Source organism: Agrobacterium larrymoorei (assembly GCF_037722385.1).
Taxonomy (GTDB): Bacteria; Pseudomonadota; Alphaproteobacteria; order Rhizobiales; family Rhizobiaceae; genus Agrobacterium; species Agrobacterium larrymoorei_C.
On record NZ_JBBKAQ010000011.1, the window covers coordinates 214,447 to 228,905 of the forward strand.

Consider the following 14,459-nt stretch of genomic DNA (forward strand, 5'->3'; position numbering starts at 1 on the left):
TGCCTGTTGGGCAGCGCGGTTCCGCGCCGCTCATCGTTGATTAAGCGGCCTTAGACTGCATACCGGCGAAGGCGCGGAGGTCACCCACCACGTAAAATACGAACGCACCGACCTTCTGATACCGAGGGCCGGTCGTTTTGGTGCTGCGTAGCTTCACGAGGGTCTTATGCGTGTAAGCGATGCCCATCAGCTGCAAAGCCTTGGCGGCGTCTTTGGTGTCCAACCGGGCAGTATCCGGCAGAGCTTCAAGTGCGGAAAATTCATCGGCATAGGTGCGGAAATCGGTCATGTCACAGTCTCCTTGAGCATTGAAGACAAAGGTACGTGACGTTACCGCTGCTAACCATAACGGAAACTGCGAAGCTATGCGTAGCGTATAGGCTGTGAAAATGTTTTTTCTCGCAATATGCACTACGCATACTACGAGATATTTTTGTTTCTATTATCGGATAGATGGAAGAGTTGCTTTCTAATCTCGCAATCGTCCAATTATTCCATCATGACACTTCATGAGCATGGGTGACATCCGTTGATAAAATGACTGTTGGCGCTCATGGAGCCTATGCGGCGGCCGTTTCGGCGATTTGCACGACCTTGCCGCCGATGCCGCGAACATGAACGGCCCAACGGTCCATCAGCGCTTTTCGCTGTACGATATAGTCGTAGTTCAAATACGAGCGAGAGACCTTGTTGCCTACAGTATGTTGCAGGCACAATTCCGCAATTTCGTGAGGCGCATCGGTGCATGCTGCAAGCCAATTTCTAAGGCTCGACCGGAAGCCGTGCGGGCGCGCAGTCAGTTCCGCCCGGCGCATATGCATGCCGAGTGTCATGTCGCTAATAACGCCCTCACGATAGGCCGGGAGAAGGTATCCGTCACGGGCGACCTTTCGGGCTTCCTTGATGACCGCCAAAGCCTCGGCAGATAGTGGCACGCGGAAATCGGACGTTTCGCCTTTGCGCCCCTTCTGCATCTCCGCTGGCACCGTCCAGATATCGATTTCATGGCCGTCTATCGTTTCTCGGGTGATTTGCTCATCCCGGATGTGGCGGAGTGGCGTCGACCGAACGCCGGTGAGAATGAGAAGCCGCAACGCCAGATGGGTGACACTTTCGTCGCCCAAGGTTTTGTAGAAGTCGGGGACATCCTGCCACGCCATGGATGGGATGTTCTTCGCCTCATGCCGTGACTTTCCGAGTAGGGCCTTCGCTTTCTCCACTGCCTGTAAATCAACATCCAACCCAAGGGCAGCGGCATGCGTCATGACGATGTTGAGGCGGTTCATCGCCTTTCGGGCTGTCTCACCCTTGGCGTCCCAAATCGGCTTAAGGGTGTCGCGGATTGCAATTTGGTCGATCTGACTGACTGGCGTTTTTCCGAGCTTTGGAAGCACATGCAGTTCCAGCGGCGTAAACCAACGACCTGCCTTTCCATCGCCCTTCAATTCGGCCTTCCGGGTTTCAAACGCATCTTTGGCAACATCGGCGAGCAAATGGAGATTGCGCTCTCTTTCACGCCTTTGCCGCTCGCGCTCTAAAATGGGGTCTTTTCCGGCCCGGACAAACGACCGGGCATCCTCGGCCATGCGCCGGGCCTCCGCCAGTGTTACCGCCGGATAAGCGCCTAACCCCATCTCGCGGCGGCGGCCATAAACAGTAATTCGAAGAATCCACCATGAACGGCCATCAGGCCGTTTCAAGAACCGGAGCCCGGCGCCATCTTCGTGCTTTCCTGGCGGGAGCGTCGAAAGCCCCTTCGCCACTAGCTTGTGAATTGCTGCCATTTCGCGCCCTCGGCTCGTTATACGTCAACTTTCTCTTCCCCCAATTATCCCCCCACTAGATGTAGTATTAGATGATAAAGGATGACATCGGGCAATTGGAAGATATGTCGAAAAACGACGCATTTGCAAGGGCTTGCTGTGGACGGTGAGTGGTACTGATAACGACTGATATCTACTAATATGCAGGTTAGATGCCTCTTCTGGGCACCATTCCTTACTTGATCCTAGCCAGATCAATCATTTAGCTGAAAAATCAAAAATTGATTTCCCCTTACGGGGACAATGCGATTTCTATTGCGATCGGCGAGCCTTGCTTACAATGATGCGCCGAAAAATGTGGTCGGATGCCGCAGCTACCTGCTAGCAAACATGCTTGTGCGTGCTGATCATTTATCCGTTTTTGCGGTCAGGTCTCTGCAAAGGGAAGAGGTTGCTCAAGCGCGGTGCTGGCTGCTCAATATCGAGTCGACATGCTCATTCACCAAACATCTCGGCAGCCGAAAACGCGCCTAAGGCTACCACGTGGCCTTGCGCGGATATCAGTTCTGGGCGTGCTCTTCGCAGGCCGGCGAACACGAGAGTACGCTTCGCGAAGTCTGGCGATAGACGCGGACGGTGTTGCCCTCATCGATCGATACGAGAACGCGCTCGTCAACGATCGCGTTGCCCTCGGCATCCAGCAGAACAAGATTCGTGGTGCCGAAACTGCGGCCGGTCAGCACGATCGTCTTTGCATCAGCAACGGTCGCATCCGCAACCTTTGAATTGCCGACGATAACCTTGCTGACCGCACGATCAAGCTTGAGCACGCGCGCCTGATTCATCGACACGCGCAGCATCTCATCGTCAGCAGAGAGTGCAATGGAAGAGGCAAAACTTAGGGCCGCTGCAGCGATTGCAAATCTTTTCACAGTGGAAGCGCGCATGAACGGATAAGACCTTTAGTTATGCTTGGTGCATGTCATCTTGATCACCATGAACGGGAATGGTGAATGAAGACTTAAACGGCGCGTCGAAATGAGAAAGCGTGACCCTATCAAGTGCGATCTGCTTCGGCATAAGCGTGTAGACAAACCGCCCAATACCAAGGTTCCGGTAGAAATTGTGCTCGAAACGGCGTCACATTATCCTTTACTCATCTATCCATCGCAAACTAATTCAAATCTTAGGTTTTAACCTTCGAATTTGTTTACCAAGCAGGCGACATTACTCATTTAACGTTACGTTAAGCGCGTTCCTTAAACGCTTGGCAATCGCGATTTCGTAGGTTGGCGTCAACCGAACAACGAGAAACAGTTGTCGGCGTGCTGACCAACAACGAATTAGGAGAACCCGCATGACAAAGATTTTCGCTCGCTTCCTGAAAGACGAATCCGGCGCAACCGCCATTGAATACGGCCTGATCGCTGCTTTGATTTCTGTGGCTATCATCGGCGGTGCAGGCGTCATAGGCAGCAAGCTAAAGTTGACATTCGACCGCGTCGGCACGGAGCTTACGAACTCCAAAGCCGCTACTGGCGGCTGATACGCTGCGGAGACCGATTTTCACTATGCATTGGAAAGTGCCGTCCTCTGGGCGGCATTCTTCTTAAGTGAGAGTTAGCTGATAAACTCGGGGTAAGACATGATCACAGCTTCCATCTTCCTTGTCGTCCCGTTGTGCCTCGCCTTTGGGGCGCTTACTGATCTTTTTTCGATGACGATCCCCAACCGAGTTTCGGTCATTCTGTTAGGTGCCTTTCTTGTAGTGGGACCCGCGTCGGGTATGGATTTGCAGGTTTTCACACTAAGTCTCGCAGCGGGGCTGACCGTTTTCCTGACATGTTTCATCCTGTTCGCGTTTAACACCATGGGAGGTGGAGATGCCAAGCTTCTCACCTCGTGCGCCGTCTGGTTTGGCTTCAATCACTCTTTATTCGAATTTTTGCTCGCGGTTGCACTCGTTGGAGGCATGTTGACGCTTTGCATCGTTATTCTACGATCGCGCGCCGAAGAGATAATGGCAACGGGGCTTCCGATTCCGGACTCGTTGTTAGTTGCCAAAAAGGTGCCTTATGGTATCGCAATTGCGATCGGAGGTTTACTGACCTACCCCGAAGCACCGATCGTACAGGCCGCAATGCGCGCCGTACTTTGAAGCGAGATCCTGAGAGCAGAATTTAAACTTGCTAATACAGCACATTAATTTCTGATTAACCCAAAACAATCACTTCTTATTAACCATAATTATACGAATGGCGGGCCATCTTCCGGGATAGAGATTCTACCCTAAAGGCCCAGCATGAAGTCCTCGCGTGTCGTTATTCTATCCGTTGCCATTGTGGCCGCCGGTCTTGCGGGTCTACTCGCCATGCAGATTTCCGCGCCGCAGGCGGTGGTGGAACAGGCAGAAGCCATTATCCAGAAAGAGCCGACAGTTAGCGTTCTGGTGTCAGCGGTTAATTTGCCGGTCGGTAGCAGGCTCGACGCGAGCTCCGTTCGCTGGGCGCGTTGGCCGCAAGGCAGCGTTAACGACAGTTATGTGACCGAAGACAAACGCCCCGATGCGATCACCGAACTGACCGGTGCCATCGTTCGCCTCCCGCTTTTCGAAGGCGAGCCACTTCGGTCTGAAAAGGTCGTCGATTCCAGCACTCGCATCATGTCTTCACTCCTGCCTGCCGGGAAACGCGCTGTTTCGACTGAGATATCGGTTGCCACGGGTGCGGGCGGCTTCGTCCTTCCCAATGACCGCGTCGATGTCATCATGGTACGCAAGAACGAGGGGGGCGGCTTCCTGACGGAGAACGTCCTCAACAATGTCCGCGTTCTGGCAATCGATCAGCAGATCAAGGAAGGGCCAGACGGCACGTCTTCCGTGATCGGCGCCACCGCGACACTCGAACTGACGCCCGAACAGGCAAAGATCATCACTGTCGCACACCAGATGGCGGACCGTCTGACGCTGTCGCTTCGATCCGTAGCGGACGTGCAGGACAGCGATACCGCATCTGCAGACTATCTACTAAACGGCGAATCCGGCAGACCGGCGATCCAGATCATCAAGTCGGGCTCGATCGTGCGTGAGAATGAGGGGACCGCACAATGAGCAAGACGAAATCAATCAGACATGGCCTCAAGGCTTCGCTCATTGGAAGCCTTGCCTTCAGCATCGGCTTTGCGGGCGTCCCCGGTGCATCGCCGTTTGGCCTTGGCCCGACGGATGCTCTGGCTCAGAGCGCCAGCATTCTTCGTATCTCCGAAAGTGGCACTGGCGTGCGCAAGCGCGTGAAGCTCGGTCTGAACAAGGCTTTGGTGGTAGATCTGCCGCAGGATGCGCATGACATTCTTGTTGCTGACCCCAGCCTGGCAGATGCGGTAACCCGTACGTCGCGTCGTATTTATCTGTTCGGCAAGTCAGTCGGCCAGACCAACATCTTCATCTTCGGGGCCCATGGCGAAGAGATCGTCAGCCTAGATCTTGAAGTTGAACGCGATATTACCGGTCTTGAGGCCAACTTGCGCCGCTTCATTCCGGAATCGGATATCCGGGTTGAAATCGTGTCGGATAACATCGTTCTTTCAGGCAGCGTCCGTACGCCGCAGGATTCCGCACGTGCGGTTCAGCTCGCAACCGCCTTCCTTCAAGGCGGTGAAGCGACGACCCGTAACATCACCGCGACCAGTCAAAGCAACGGCGATGGCGCCGTGGCAATCTTCGCAGAAAACCGACAGAAATCGTCTATCGTCAACATGCTGACGATCGAGGGCGAGGATCAGGTTACGTTGAAGGTGACCGTTGCTGAAGTCAGCCGTCAGGTTCTCAAGCAGCTTGGCTTCAATGGCTCCATCAGTGGCTCTGGGTCCGACTTTGGAGGTGCGGTCTCGTTCTCCAATCCCGCAAACCTCGGCAACGCGCTGGCGATCGGGGGCTCCGGAAATATTGGAGGCGCAATCGGCAAGGTTGCTTTGTCCAGTTATTTCAACGCTATGGAACAGGCTGGCGTCATGCGCACGCTTGCCGAACCCAGCTTGACTGCCATTTCCGGCGAGCAGGCAAAGTTCTACGTCGGTGGCGACTTCCGTCTCGCGGGCGTGCAGAACGTCACCTTTGACGAGAAGAACGTCCCAACGGTTACGCGCCAGACCGATACAGTGGAATATGGCATCGAGCTGAATTTCCGTCCCGTTGTCCTCTCCCCGGGCCGCATCAGCCTGAAAATCGAGACCAACGTGTCCGAGCCGACCTACGAAGGCAACCTCGTGTCCGGCAATGGCAATACGACCCGCGTTCCCGGTAGCACCTATCTCTCGATCCGCAAGCGTGAGGCATCCACAAGCGTCGAGTTGCCGTCGGGCGGCTCGATCGTGATTGCCGGTCTGGTACAGGACAATGTTCGCCAGGCAATGTCCGGGCTTCCCGGGGCGTCAAAGGTTCCAATTCTCGGTACGTTGTTCCGCAGCAAGGACTTCATTCGCAACGAAACCGAACTCGTCATCATCGCCACGCCCTATCTCGTGCGGCCCGTGGCACGCAACCAGATCGCGCGGCCGGATGACAACTTCAGCCCGGAAAACGACTCCGCGACGTTCTTCATGAACCGGGTGAACAAGGTCTATGGCAACAACAGGCAGCAGGTTCAGGCACAGCCGTATCAGGGCTCGGTAGGATTTATCTACAAATGACAAACACGCACCCTAAAACGAATTCTGTTCCCTATCCGCGCCTTGGCCAGCTTGCTTGTGCGCTTCTTGCAGTCGCCGCCCTTTCGCAAGGATGTGCCCGCGACCCGCAAACGACGGGCGCCATTCCGGACGACTATCGTACGCGGCATCCCATCACCTTGTCCGAAGCGCAGCATTCGCTCGATATCCCAGTCTCGCCTGCGGATAACAGGTTGCCCGGCGCAATGGCTGAGAACGTGAAGGGCTTCGTCCAAAATTACGTTGCGAGCTCGACAAGCATTGTTCAAATGCAGGTCCCGACTGGCTCTGCCAATGCAGCCTCCGCGTCGTTGATCAAACGTCAAATCCGGTCGGTTCTGACGTCTTCGGGCATTCCGGCCGGCAAGATTGTCGAAGTGCCCTATGGTGCTTCGCCTTATGGAGACGCGGCTCCCATACGCCTCTCCTACGTCGCCGTCACCGCCATGACCGGCCAGTGCGGCCAATGGCCTGAAGACCTGAACAGCAACACGTCTTCGAACAAGAACTGGTACAATTTCGGCTGCGCGTCGCAGAGCAACCTGGCGGCCCAAATCGCCAACCCCATGGATCTCGTCGGTCCACGCGGCATGAGCCCGATTGACGCTCAACGGCGGTCGCTGGTACTCGACAAATACCGCGCCGGCAAAAACACCGCCACTTCCAACGACTAAGACGCGCCCTCCAGCGTGAGCGACAGGATCTAATATGAGCCCGGTGAACTACGATATTCGGCACAATAATGCAGACGTGCCAGTCGCCGAAGACAACCTTCGACCGGGTGAGTTGGAGAGTGTGCGCCCGTTGCCGCGCATTTCGATCCATGCCTTCTGTGAAAGCGAAACCATGCAGCGGACGATGGAGCGGTTGGGCGCCGATCGCCGTATGAACAAGGTCAGTATGCGGGTGACCAACGGGGAAATCGAAGCGGCCGCCAGAACGTTTTCGTCCACGGCCACGCCCAATCTCGTTATTCTCGAAACCCATCGTGATCCCTCGACCCTTCTCGCCGATCTCGCACCTCTGGCAGAGGTGTGCGATCCATCGACGCGCGTAATCATCATCGGGCGTCACAACGACATTGCGCTTTACCGCGACCTGATGCGCAACGGTATCTCCGAATATCTCGTCTCACCGATCAAAGCGTCGGACCTGATGGCGTCGATCTCCGCGATATTCGTCGATCCAGAGGCTGAACCGCTTGGCCGCAGCATTGCCTTCATTGGCGCCAAGGGCGGCGTCGGATCCTCCACCATCGCACATAACTGCGCCTTCGGGATATCGAGCCTGTTTTCGACGGAGACCATTCTTGCCGATCTGGATCTGCCCTTCGGCACCGTCAACATCGACTTCGATCAGGATCCGGCACAGGGAATTGCCGAGGCGGTCTTTGCACCGGATCGGCTCGACGAGGTGTTCCTCGACCGACTGCTGACCAAATGCTCCGAGAACCTATCGATTCTGGCGGCACCCTCGCTTCTCGATCGCGCTTACGATTTTGACAAGGGCGCTTTCCATCCGCTCCTGGAGCTCTTGCAACGCAGCGCGCCCGTAGCCGTGCTGGACGTGCCGCATATCTGGTCGGACTGGACGCAGGCCGTGTTGGCGGAGGCCGATGAGGTGGTGATCACCGCTGTTCCGGACCTGGCAAATCTCAGAAACACCAAGAACCTACTTGATGCGTTGAAGAAGCTGCGGCCGAACGATAAGGCGCCGCATCTCGTTCTGAATCAAGTGGGTATGGCCAAGCGCCCCGAGATCGAGCCTTCGGACTTCTTCGAGCCGCTGGAAGTCGAACCGCTTGCGATCATACCCTTTGATGTTCAGCTTTTTGGATCTGCATCGAACAGTGGACGAATGATCAGCGAGATCGACGCCAAGTCGCCGATTGCAGAAACCTTCTCCCAGCTTTCGCATGCGCTGACTGGCCGATCGTCGGCTCGCAAGGCGAAGCGACCGGGGCTTGGCAAGTTCATGGAAATCCTGAAACGCAAATAGAACGTGGATCGCTCCACGAATTGACAGACCGGAAGACAAGAGATGTTTGGAAAACGTGGCGGCGAAGGCTTCGGACGAAGCGGATCAATTGGACAGTCGGCGCCGCCGCCTGCTCATGCGGCTGTCATGAAAGCGCCGCCTGTAATGGACGAACCCCGCCCATCGCAGACGGTTGTGCTGCAGCCACCGGCATCCAAGCCCGCAGCGGTTCAGAAAGATACAGGCGGTCAGCCACGCAAGCGTGTTCGTACCGACGAGTACTATCAAACGAAGGCTCAGGTCTTCTCGGCCCTGATCGACACCATCGATCTGTCGCAGCTTTCAAAGCTCGATGGGGAGAGCGCACGCGAAGAAATTCGCGACATCGTCAACGACATCATCACCATCAAAAACTTTGCGATGTCGATCTCCGAGCAGGAAGAACTGCTGGAGGACATCTGCAACGACGTTTTGGGTTACGGGCCGCTGGAGCCGCTTCTGGCGCGTGACGATATCGCCGATATCATGGTCAATGGCGCCGGCCAGACCTTTATCGAAGTCAACGGTAAGACGATCGAGTCCGATATCCGCTTCCGTGATAATGCCCAGTTGCTATCGATCTGCCAGCGTATCGTCAGCCAGGTCGGCCGCCGCGTCGACGAATCGAGCCCGATCTGCGATGCGCGTCTTCCAGACGGCTCGCGCGTGAATGTCATCGCGCCACCGCTTTCCATCGACGGCCCGGCACTGACGATCCGTAAGTTCAAGAAGGACAAGCTGACGCTCGATCAATTGGTGCGGTTCGGCGCGATTACGCCGGAGGGTGCCGTCCTTCTGCAAATCATCGGTCGCGTGCGCTGCAATGTGGTGATCTCCGGCGGTACCGGCTCAGGTAAGACGACGCTTCTCAACTGCCTGACGAGCTACATCGACCGCGACGAGCGGGTGATCACCTGCGAGGACACAGCCGAACTTCAACTTCAGCAGCCGCATGTGGTGCGCCTGGAAACGCGTCCACCAAATATCGAAGGCGAAGGCGAGATCACCATGCGTGATCTCATCAAGAACTGCCTTCGTATGCGCCCGGAACGCATCATCGTCGGCGAAGTGCGCGGACCAGAAGTCTTCGACCTGCTGCAGGCGATGAACACAGGCCACGACGGTTCGATGGGTACAATCCACGCCAATACGCCGCGTGAATGCCTCAGCCGTATGGAATCGATGATCGCCATGGGCGGCTATACGCTCCCGGCAAAGACCGTGCGTGAAATTATCGCTTCATCCGTGGATGTCATCATCCAGGCTGCGCGTCTTCGCGATGGCTCCAGACGCATCACCCAGGTCACGGAAGTGGTCGGCATGGAAGGTGATGTGATCATCACGCAGGACCTGTTCAAATATGAGATCGAGGGAGAGGACTCTTCCGGACGCTTGATCGGCCGGCACGTATCCACCGGCATCACCAAGCCGCACTTTCACGATCGGGTTCGCTATTTCAACGAGGAGCAGCGCCTTGCTGCCGCCTTGGAGGCGATGGAGCGCAACACTCAATGACCATGACCATGCTGCTTCTCGTCATTCTCGTGGCCATCTCGGCCGGCTCACTGGCCTATGTGTTCCTGTTTCCGCAGATCGAGACGGAGAAAAAGACCGCGACGCGCGTCAACCGTGTCAAGGCGGGCGAAGCCGATCGTATCAACATGAAGGCCGCGCGCGATCGCCTTCAGGAAACCACGAAACGTCGTAAATCCACGCAAGACATGCTGAAGGAGCTGGAGAAAAAGCAGAATGAGAAAGCGAAAAAGCGCAGCAATTCGAGCGTGAAAAGTCTTCTTCTGCAAGCCGACCTGTCGATTTCGCCTTCGAAGTTCTATCTCATCAGCATCGGTCTCTCCGTTTTCGCCGCGCTGGCCTCTCTGCTCTACAACATGGCGCTTCTTGTGGCGCTCGGCATTGGTTTCATTGGTATTCTTGGCGCTCCGCGCTGGGTGCTGCGCTTCTTGGTCAAACGCCGTCAAACCAAATTCCTTGAAGAATTTCCAAACGCGCTCGACGTGATGTGCCGTTCGATACGGTCCGGTCTTCCACTCAATGAGGCGGTAAAGCTGATTGCGTCGGACGGGCAGGAACCGGTCAAGACGGAGTTTAAACGCATCGTTGATGCGCAACAGGTCGGCATGTCGCTACCGGAAGCAATCGAGCGCATGACGCTGACGATGCCTCTGCCAGAGGTCAACTTCTTCGGAATCGTTATTGCGTTGCAGGCTCAGGCCGGCGGAAACCTTTCCGAGACCCTCGGCAACCTTTCGAAGGTGCTGCGCGACCGGCGCAAGATGAAGGCCAAGGTTAGCGCATTGTCCATGGAGGCGAAGGCCTCTGCCGTGATTATCGGTGCCCTTCCCTTCATCGTGTCGCTTTTGGTCTACCTCACATCCCCGGACTACCTGATGGTGCTGTTTACCGACCAGCGAGGGCACCTCATCCTTGGCTGCTCCGCTGTGTGGATGTCTATCGGCATCTTCATCATGCGCAACATGATCAACTTCGAGATTTGAGGCCGTTCCATGTTTGATCATATCATGTCCAGCCTCTTGAATTTACATTTGATCATCGCCGTTCTTGTCGGCGTGGCAGCTTTCTCTACCGTATACACACTGGCCATGCCGTATCTGAACCGCGCCGACCTCAACCGCCGGACGAAAGCTGTTTCGACAGAGCGTGAGCGTCTTCGCTCGCGTGAACGCGAACGGATGGATGGCGCGAACAAGGCGGGCAAAGCGACACTCAGAGCCACCCAGAGCAAATCGGCCACGAAGATTGTCGAGCGGTTTAACCTGCGTGAAGCGCTGGTCGACGCCAATACGATGAACAAGCTGAAGGCAGCGGGCTTTCGTTCGCAGAACGCGTTGAACACGTTTCTTGCGGCGCGTTTCATCTTGCCCTTCATCTTTCTGACCCTCGCTGCATTCTGGGTCTATGGTTTGAACAACCTTGCCGAATACAGCTTTCTTGTCCGGCTGATGGCCGTGCTGTTGTCTGGCTATCTCGGCTTCTACGCGCCGAACATCTACATCTCGAACCGCATCACCAAACGTCAGAAATCGATCAAACGAAGCTGGCCGGACGCTCTGGATCTGATGCTCATCTGCGTCGAGTCCGGCACCACCATGGAAATCGCCATGCGCCGCGTGGCAGATGAGATGACGGAGCAGTCTCCGGAGCTTGCGGAAGAAATGGTTCTGACCGTGGCTGAGCTGTCATTTCTGCAGGAGCGCCGCATGGCGCTCGAAAATCTCGGATTGCGCACCCAGTTGGACGGCGTGAAGAATGTCGTTCAGGCTCTGATCCAGGCGGAGCGCTATGGTACGCCGCTCTCTCAGGCCCTGCGCGTTCTGGCGCAGGAAGGCCGTGACGAACGCATGAACGATGCCGAGAAGAAGGCAGCTGCCTTGCCGCCCAAGCTCACCGTGCCGATGATCCTGTTTTTCCTGCCGGTACTGGTTGCGGTGATTCTCGGTCCCGCCGGTATTCGCGTCGCCGACTCGTTCTGATCACGTCGCTGCTGGACGCGGCGAACGTGCTTCAAAGTTCATAATATTAGGATCGACTCCGCGAAGTACGGCTAAGCCAGCGCGCAGAAAATCGAGAAGAAAGCCGCTTACCGGACTTCCGTCTTCTTGTTCTTGTCAGCCAGCTGTGACCAGGCATTTTGCTGAGACAGCATGCCACGAAGATAGGTGAGGTTGGCCTGCGCCTGCTGAGGCGAGAGTTCCTGCGTGGCGATCTTTTCTGCTTCCTCGAAACGTCCCTGAAGACCGACGACGAGTGCCAAGTTCTGGCGGATACGGCTGTCGGCACCGGGCTGCGCTGCGGCGGAACGGAGATAGGTTTCTGCCGTGCGCGGATCGTTCTGTAGAACGTAGGACATTCCGAGGTTGGACAAGATGCTCGGATCGTTAAGTTTCAGATCGAGCGCCTGACGGTATTTTGTCCGGGCTTCGTTGGAACGGCCCAGTTGATCCAGAACCGCACCTTCTGCGGAATAAAGACGCCAATCCGGCCTGTCGGGGGTCTGCGCACGTTGGATGGTGTTCAGCGCCTGTTCCAGCTGTCCGGCAGCGGCCTGGGATTTGCCATAGGCTGCCAGAACCTCACGGTCAGCCGGATAGGCGATAGCCACCTGCTGCATGACCGCAAGCGCCTGGGTATTCTTGCCCGTCATCATCAGGATGTTGGCGTAGTTCAGGCCGGTGTTGCGATCTTTTGGATTGCGGGCGTACGCTGCACCGACCGAGGCTTCCGCCTGCCGCAACTGATCCATGTTCATCTGATCGTAGGAATGCGAGACGGCAGGAGAAATCGATCCCGTCGACATGCGGTCGGGGCGGTTGGTCGAACAAGCGGTGAGGCCGAGCGCCAGAACAGCGGCACAGGCACCTCTAAGGAGGATGCGCTTGGTGGCATGATGTGAGGAAATCGCAATCATGATGTCGCCCGGCCCTGTGATCGGATATTCGTCGAAGCAGCGTGCACCACGCAACTTTCGCTCCAGCAATAATCTGTTAACCCTAACAGAGTGTTAATTTGCTCGCCCAAGCCGTTTACGAAAGCAGACAATGGTCCCCTATCAGTTCATCGAGCGCGCTACTCCCTTCAGTTCAAAGCCGGGGGAAACGCTCCCCGTTTTTGCGGTTACACCTGCCCATATCGAACAGGGTGCCATCGATCCGATCGCGCTCGACTGGGCCAAGAAAGCCGGCTTCAAGGCGGAGGCGGGAGCCATCCTGTTGATCCCGTCTGCAGAAGGCGCCTTGGGTGGTGCACTGCTTGGGCTTGGTATTAACCCGTCGGAGCTTCCCTTTATCACCGGCAAGCTGGCGCGTGAGCTTCCGGAAGGTGACTGGCATATCGAGACCGCACCGCTCACCGTCAATCGCTTGGCGCTTGGCTTCGGTCTTGGCGCCTACCGCTTCGACAAGTATCGTGCGACGAAAAGCACGGGTCCGAAGCTTCTCATTCCCCGCGATGCCGAGGATGCCGAGATCAAGCGCGTGCTGGCCGGCGTCTACCTCGCACGAGATCTGATCAATGTTCCTGCCAATGACATGGGTCCGGATGAGCTTGAAATCGCATTTCGCAGTCTAGCGGTCCACTACAAGGCGCAGGTTTCCGTCATTGCCGGCGACGATTTGTTGAAGGAAAACTTCCCTTTGGTGCACGCGGTCGGACGTGCCAGCGCAAGCGTGCCGCGCCTTCTCGAAATGACATGGGGCAAGAAAGGCCATCCGCGTCTGACGCTCGTCGGCAAGGGCGTCTGCTTCGATACCGGCGGGCTCGATATCAAGCCGTCTTCCTCCATGGCACTGATGAAAAAGGACATGGGCGGTGCTGCCAACGTGCTTGGTCTTGCATTGATGATCATGGATGCGCGCCTGCCGATCGATCTGCGTGTCATCGTTCCGGCGGTTGAGAACTCCATATCCGCCAATGCGTTCCGCCCAGGCGACATCTACAAGAGCCGCAAGGGTCTGACCGTCCAGATCGACAATACCGATGCCGAGGGTCGGTTGATTCTTGCAGATGCGCTGGCCTATGCCGATGAAGACGCGCCCGACCTGATGATCGATATGGCGACACTGACTGGAGCCGCGCGCGTGGCACTCGGGCCTGATCTTCCACCCTTCTTCACCGATGACGAAGACCTTGCACACAGCATTGCAGAGGCGGGGATCGACACCGACGACCCGCTCTGGCGGCTGCCGCTCCATATGGGTTACGACAAGGATATCCGCTCACGCGCGGCCGATCTGACCAACGCGCCTTCGGGTGGCATGGCCGGGTCGATCACCGCGGCGCTCTTCCTAAAGCGCTTTGTCACCGCAACGAAGAAGTGGGTGCATTTCGACATTTACGGATGGTCGCTCAGCGAGCGGCCTCATACATCGGTTGGCGGGGAAGCACAGGCGATCCGCGCCCTGTTCCACTATATCTCTCGCAGCTTCGCGAAGAAATGAA

The 14,459-nt window shown here is 56.5% G+C and carries 14 protein-coding genes; 10 read left to right on the forward strand and 4 right to left on the reverse strand.

Annotation, left to right across the window (positions count from 1 at the left end; all coding sequences use genetic code 11):
• Nucleotides 1–40 precede the first annotated feature (40 nt).
• From WKI41_RS13825 to WKI41_RS13835, 3 genes are all read right to left on the reverse strand, one after another.
• Complete coding sequence (locus tag WKI41_RS13825; protein ID WP_340194073.1) at nucleotides 41–289, reverse strand: hypothetical protein; 249 nt, start codon at nucleotides 287–289, stop codon at nucleotides 41–43.
• A 271-nt stretch (nucleotides 290–560) separates the two neighbouring features.
• Nucleotides 561–1,784 (reverse strand): tyrosine-type recombinase/integrase, encoded by a 1,224-nt coding sequence (locus tag WKI41_RS13830; protein WP_340194074.1) that lies wholly within the window; start codon nucleotides 1,782–1,784, stop codon nucleotides 561–563.
• Between the two features lie 539 nt (nucleotides 1,785–2,323).
• Complete coding sequence (locus WKI41_RS13835) at nucleotides 2,324–2,623, reverse strand: pilus assembly protein N-terminal domain-containing protein (RefSeq protein WP_340194135.1); 300 nt, start codon at nucleotides 2,621–2,623, stop codon at nucleotides 2,324–2,326.
• 497 nt (nucleotides 2,624–3,120) lie between these two features.
• On the opposite strand from WKI41_RS13835, the gene WKI41_RS13840 reads away from it, so the two are divergent.
• The 9 genes from WKI41_RS13840 to WKI41_RS13880 all read left to right on the forward strand — a co-directional run bounded on the left by WKI41_RS13840 (nucleotide 3,121) and on the right by WKI41_RS13880 (nucleotide 11,995).
• Complete coding sequence (locus tag WKI41_RS13840) at nucleotides 3,121–3,309, forward strand: Flp family type IVb pilin (RefSeq protein ID WP_340194075.1); 189 nt, start codon at nucleotides 3,121–3,123, stop codon at nucleotides 3,307–3,309.
• A 99-nt stretch (nucleotides 3,310–3,408) separates the two neighbouring features.
• The gene (locus WKI41_RS13845) at nucleotides 3,409–3,921 is read left to right on the forward strand and encodes an A24 family peptidase (RefSeq protein WP_340194076.1); all 513 of its coding nucleotides are present in this window, start codon (nucleotides 3,409–3,411) and stop codon (nucleotides 3,919–3,921) included.
• 144 nt (nucleotides 3,922–4,065) lie between these two features.
• Complete coding sequence (gene cpaB / locus WKI41_RS13850; RefSeq protein ID WP_340194077.1) at nucleotides 4,066–4,872, forward strand: Flp pilus assembly protein CpaB; 807 nt, start codon at nucleotides 4,066–4,068, stop codon at nucleotides 4,870–4,872.
• A complete protein-coding gene (locus WKI41_RS13855) occupies nucleotides 4,869–6,449 on the forward strand; it encodes a type II and III secretion system protein family protein (RefSeq protein ID WP_340194078.1) in 1,581 nt (526 codons plus the stop codon). The genes cpaB and WKI41_RS13855 overlap by 4 nt, the downstream gene beginning before the upstream one ends.
• Complete coding sequence (locus tag WKI41_RS13860; RefSeq protein WP_340194079.1) at nucleotides 6,446–7,141, forward strand: CpaD family pilus assembly lipoprotein; 696 nt, start codon at nucleotides 6,446–6,448, stop codon at nucleotides 7,139–7,141. The genes WKI41_RS13855 and WKI41_RS13860 overlap by 4 nt, the downstream gene beginning before the upstream one ends.
• Nucleotides 7,142–7,175: 34 nt before the next feature.
• Nucleotides 7,176–8,465 carry a CtpF protein gene (locus WKI41_RS13865; RefSeq protein ID WP_340194080.1) on the forward strand — a complete coding sequence of 430 codons (1,290 nt, stop codon included), beginning with the start codon at nucleotides 7,176–7,178 and terminating at the stop codon, nucleotides 8,463–8,465.
• A gap of 42 nt (nucleotides 8,466–8,507) precedes the next feature.
• Nucleotides 8,508–9,998, forward strand: a complete 1,491-nt coding sequence (locus WKI41_RS13870; RefSeq protein ID WP_340194081.1) for a CpaF family protein — start codon at nucleotides 8,508–8,510, stop codon at nucleotides 9,996–9,998.
• Entirely contained in the window at nucleotides 9,995–10,999 is a 1,005-nt protein-coding gene (locus WKI41_RS13875) for a type II secretion system F family protein (RefSeq protein ID WP_340194082.1), read from the forward strand. Before WKI41_RS13870 ends, WKI41_RS13875 begins: the two co-directional genes overlap by 4 nt.
• A 9-nt stretch (nucleotides 11,000–11,008) precedes the next feature.
• Nucleotides 11,009–11,995: a type II secretion system F family protein gene (locus WKI41_RS13880; protein ID WP_340194083.1), complete on the forward strand. Its 987-nt coding sequence runs from the start codon at nucleotides 11,009–11,011 to the stop codon at nucleotides 11,993–11,995.
• Nucleotides 11,996–12,102: 107 nt separating this feature from the next.
• Here WKI41_RS13880 and WKI41_RS13885 read toward each other — a convergent pair whose 3' ends face one another.
• Nucleotides 12,103–12,819 carry a tetratricopeptide repeat protein gene (locus WKI41_RS13885; RefSeq protein WP_340194136.1) on the reverse strand — a complete coding sequence of 239 codons (717 nt, stop codon included), beginning with the start codon at nucleotides 12,817–12,819 and terminating at the stop codon, nucleotides 12,103–12,105.
• Nucleotides 12,820–13,060: 241 nt separating this feature from the next.
• Between WKI41_RS13885 and WKI41_RS13890 the strand changes: the two genes are divergently transcribed.
• Nucleotides 13,061–14,458 carry a M17 family metallopeptidase gene (locus tag WKI41_RS13890; RefSeq protein ID WP_340194084.1) on the forward strand — a complete coding sequence of 466 codons (1,398 nt, stop codon included), beginning with the start codon at nucleotides 13,061–13,063 and terminating at the stop codon, nucleotides 14,456–14,458.
• Nucleotide 14,459 lies beyond the last annotated feature (1 nt).

Excerpts from the sequence above, each read along its gene's own strand:
- WKI41_RS13855 (WP_340194078.1), top strand. The coding sequence starts at position 4,869 with ATGAGCAAGACGAAATCAATCAGACATGGCCTCAAGGCTTCGCTCATT.
- WKI41_RS13830 (WP_340194074.1), bottom strand. The coding sequence starts at position 1,784 with ATGGCAGCAATTCACAAGCTAGTGGCGAAGGGGCTTTCGACGCTCCCG.
- WKI41_RS13835 (WP_340194135.1), bottom strand. The coding sequence starts at position 2,623 with ATGCTGCGCGTGTCGATGAATCAGGCGCGCGTGCTCAAGCTTGATCGT.
- WKI41_RS13845 (WP_340194076.1), top strand. The coding sequence starts at position 3,409 with ATGATCACAGCTTCCATCTTCCTTGTCGTCCCGTTGTGCCTCGCCTTT.
- WKI41_RS13885 (WP_340194136.1), bottom strand. The coding sequence starts at position 12,819 with ATGTCGACGGGATCGATTTCTCCTGCCGTCTCGCATTCCTACGATCAG.
- WKI41_RS13880 (WP_340194083.1), top strand. The coding sequence starts at position 11,009 with ATGTTTGATCATATCATGTCCAGCCTCTTGAATTTACATTTGATCATC.
- WKI41_RS13890 (WP_340194084.1), top strand. The coding sequence starts at position 13,061 with ATGGTCCCCTATCAGTTCATCGAGCGCGCTACTCCCTTCAGTTCAAAG.
- WKI41_RS13870 (WP_340194081.1), top strand. The coding sequence starts at position 8,508 with ATGTTTGGAAAACGTGGCGGCGAAGGCTTCGGACGAAGCGGATCAATT.
- WKI41_RS13860 (WP_340194079.1), top strand. The coding sequence starts at position 6,446 with ATGACAAACACGCACCCTAAAACGAATTCTGTTCCCTATCCGCGCCTT.
- WKI41_RS13865 (WP_340194080.1), top strand. The coding sequence starts at position 7,176 with ATGAGCCCGGTGAACTACGATATTCGGCACAATAATGCAGACGTGCCA.
- WKI41_RS13825 (WP_340194073.1), bottom strand. The coding sequence starts at position 289 with ATGACCGATTTCCGCACCTATGCCGATGAATTTTCCGCACTTGAAGCT.
- WKI41_RS13875 (WP_340194082.1), top strand. The coding sequence starts at position 9,995 with ATGACCATGACCATGCTGCTTCTCGTCATTCTCGTGGCCATCTCGGCC.
- WKI41_RS13840 (WP_340194075.1), top strand. The coding sequence starts at position 3,121 with ATGACAAAGATTTTCGCTCGCTTCCTGAAAGACGAATCCGGCGCAACC.
- cpaB (WP_340194077.1), top strand. The coding sequence starts at position 4,066 with ATGAAGTCCTCGCGTGTCGTTATTCTATCCGTTGCCATTGTGGCCGCC.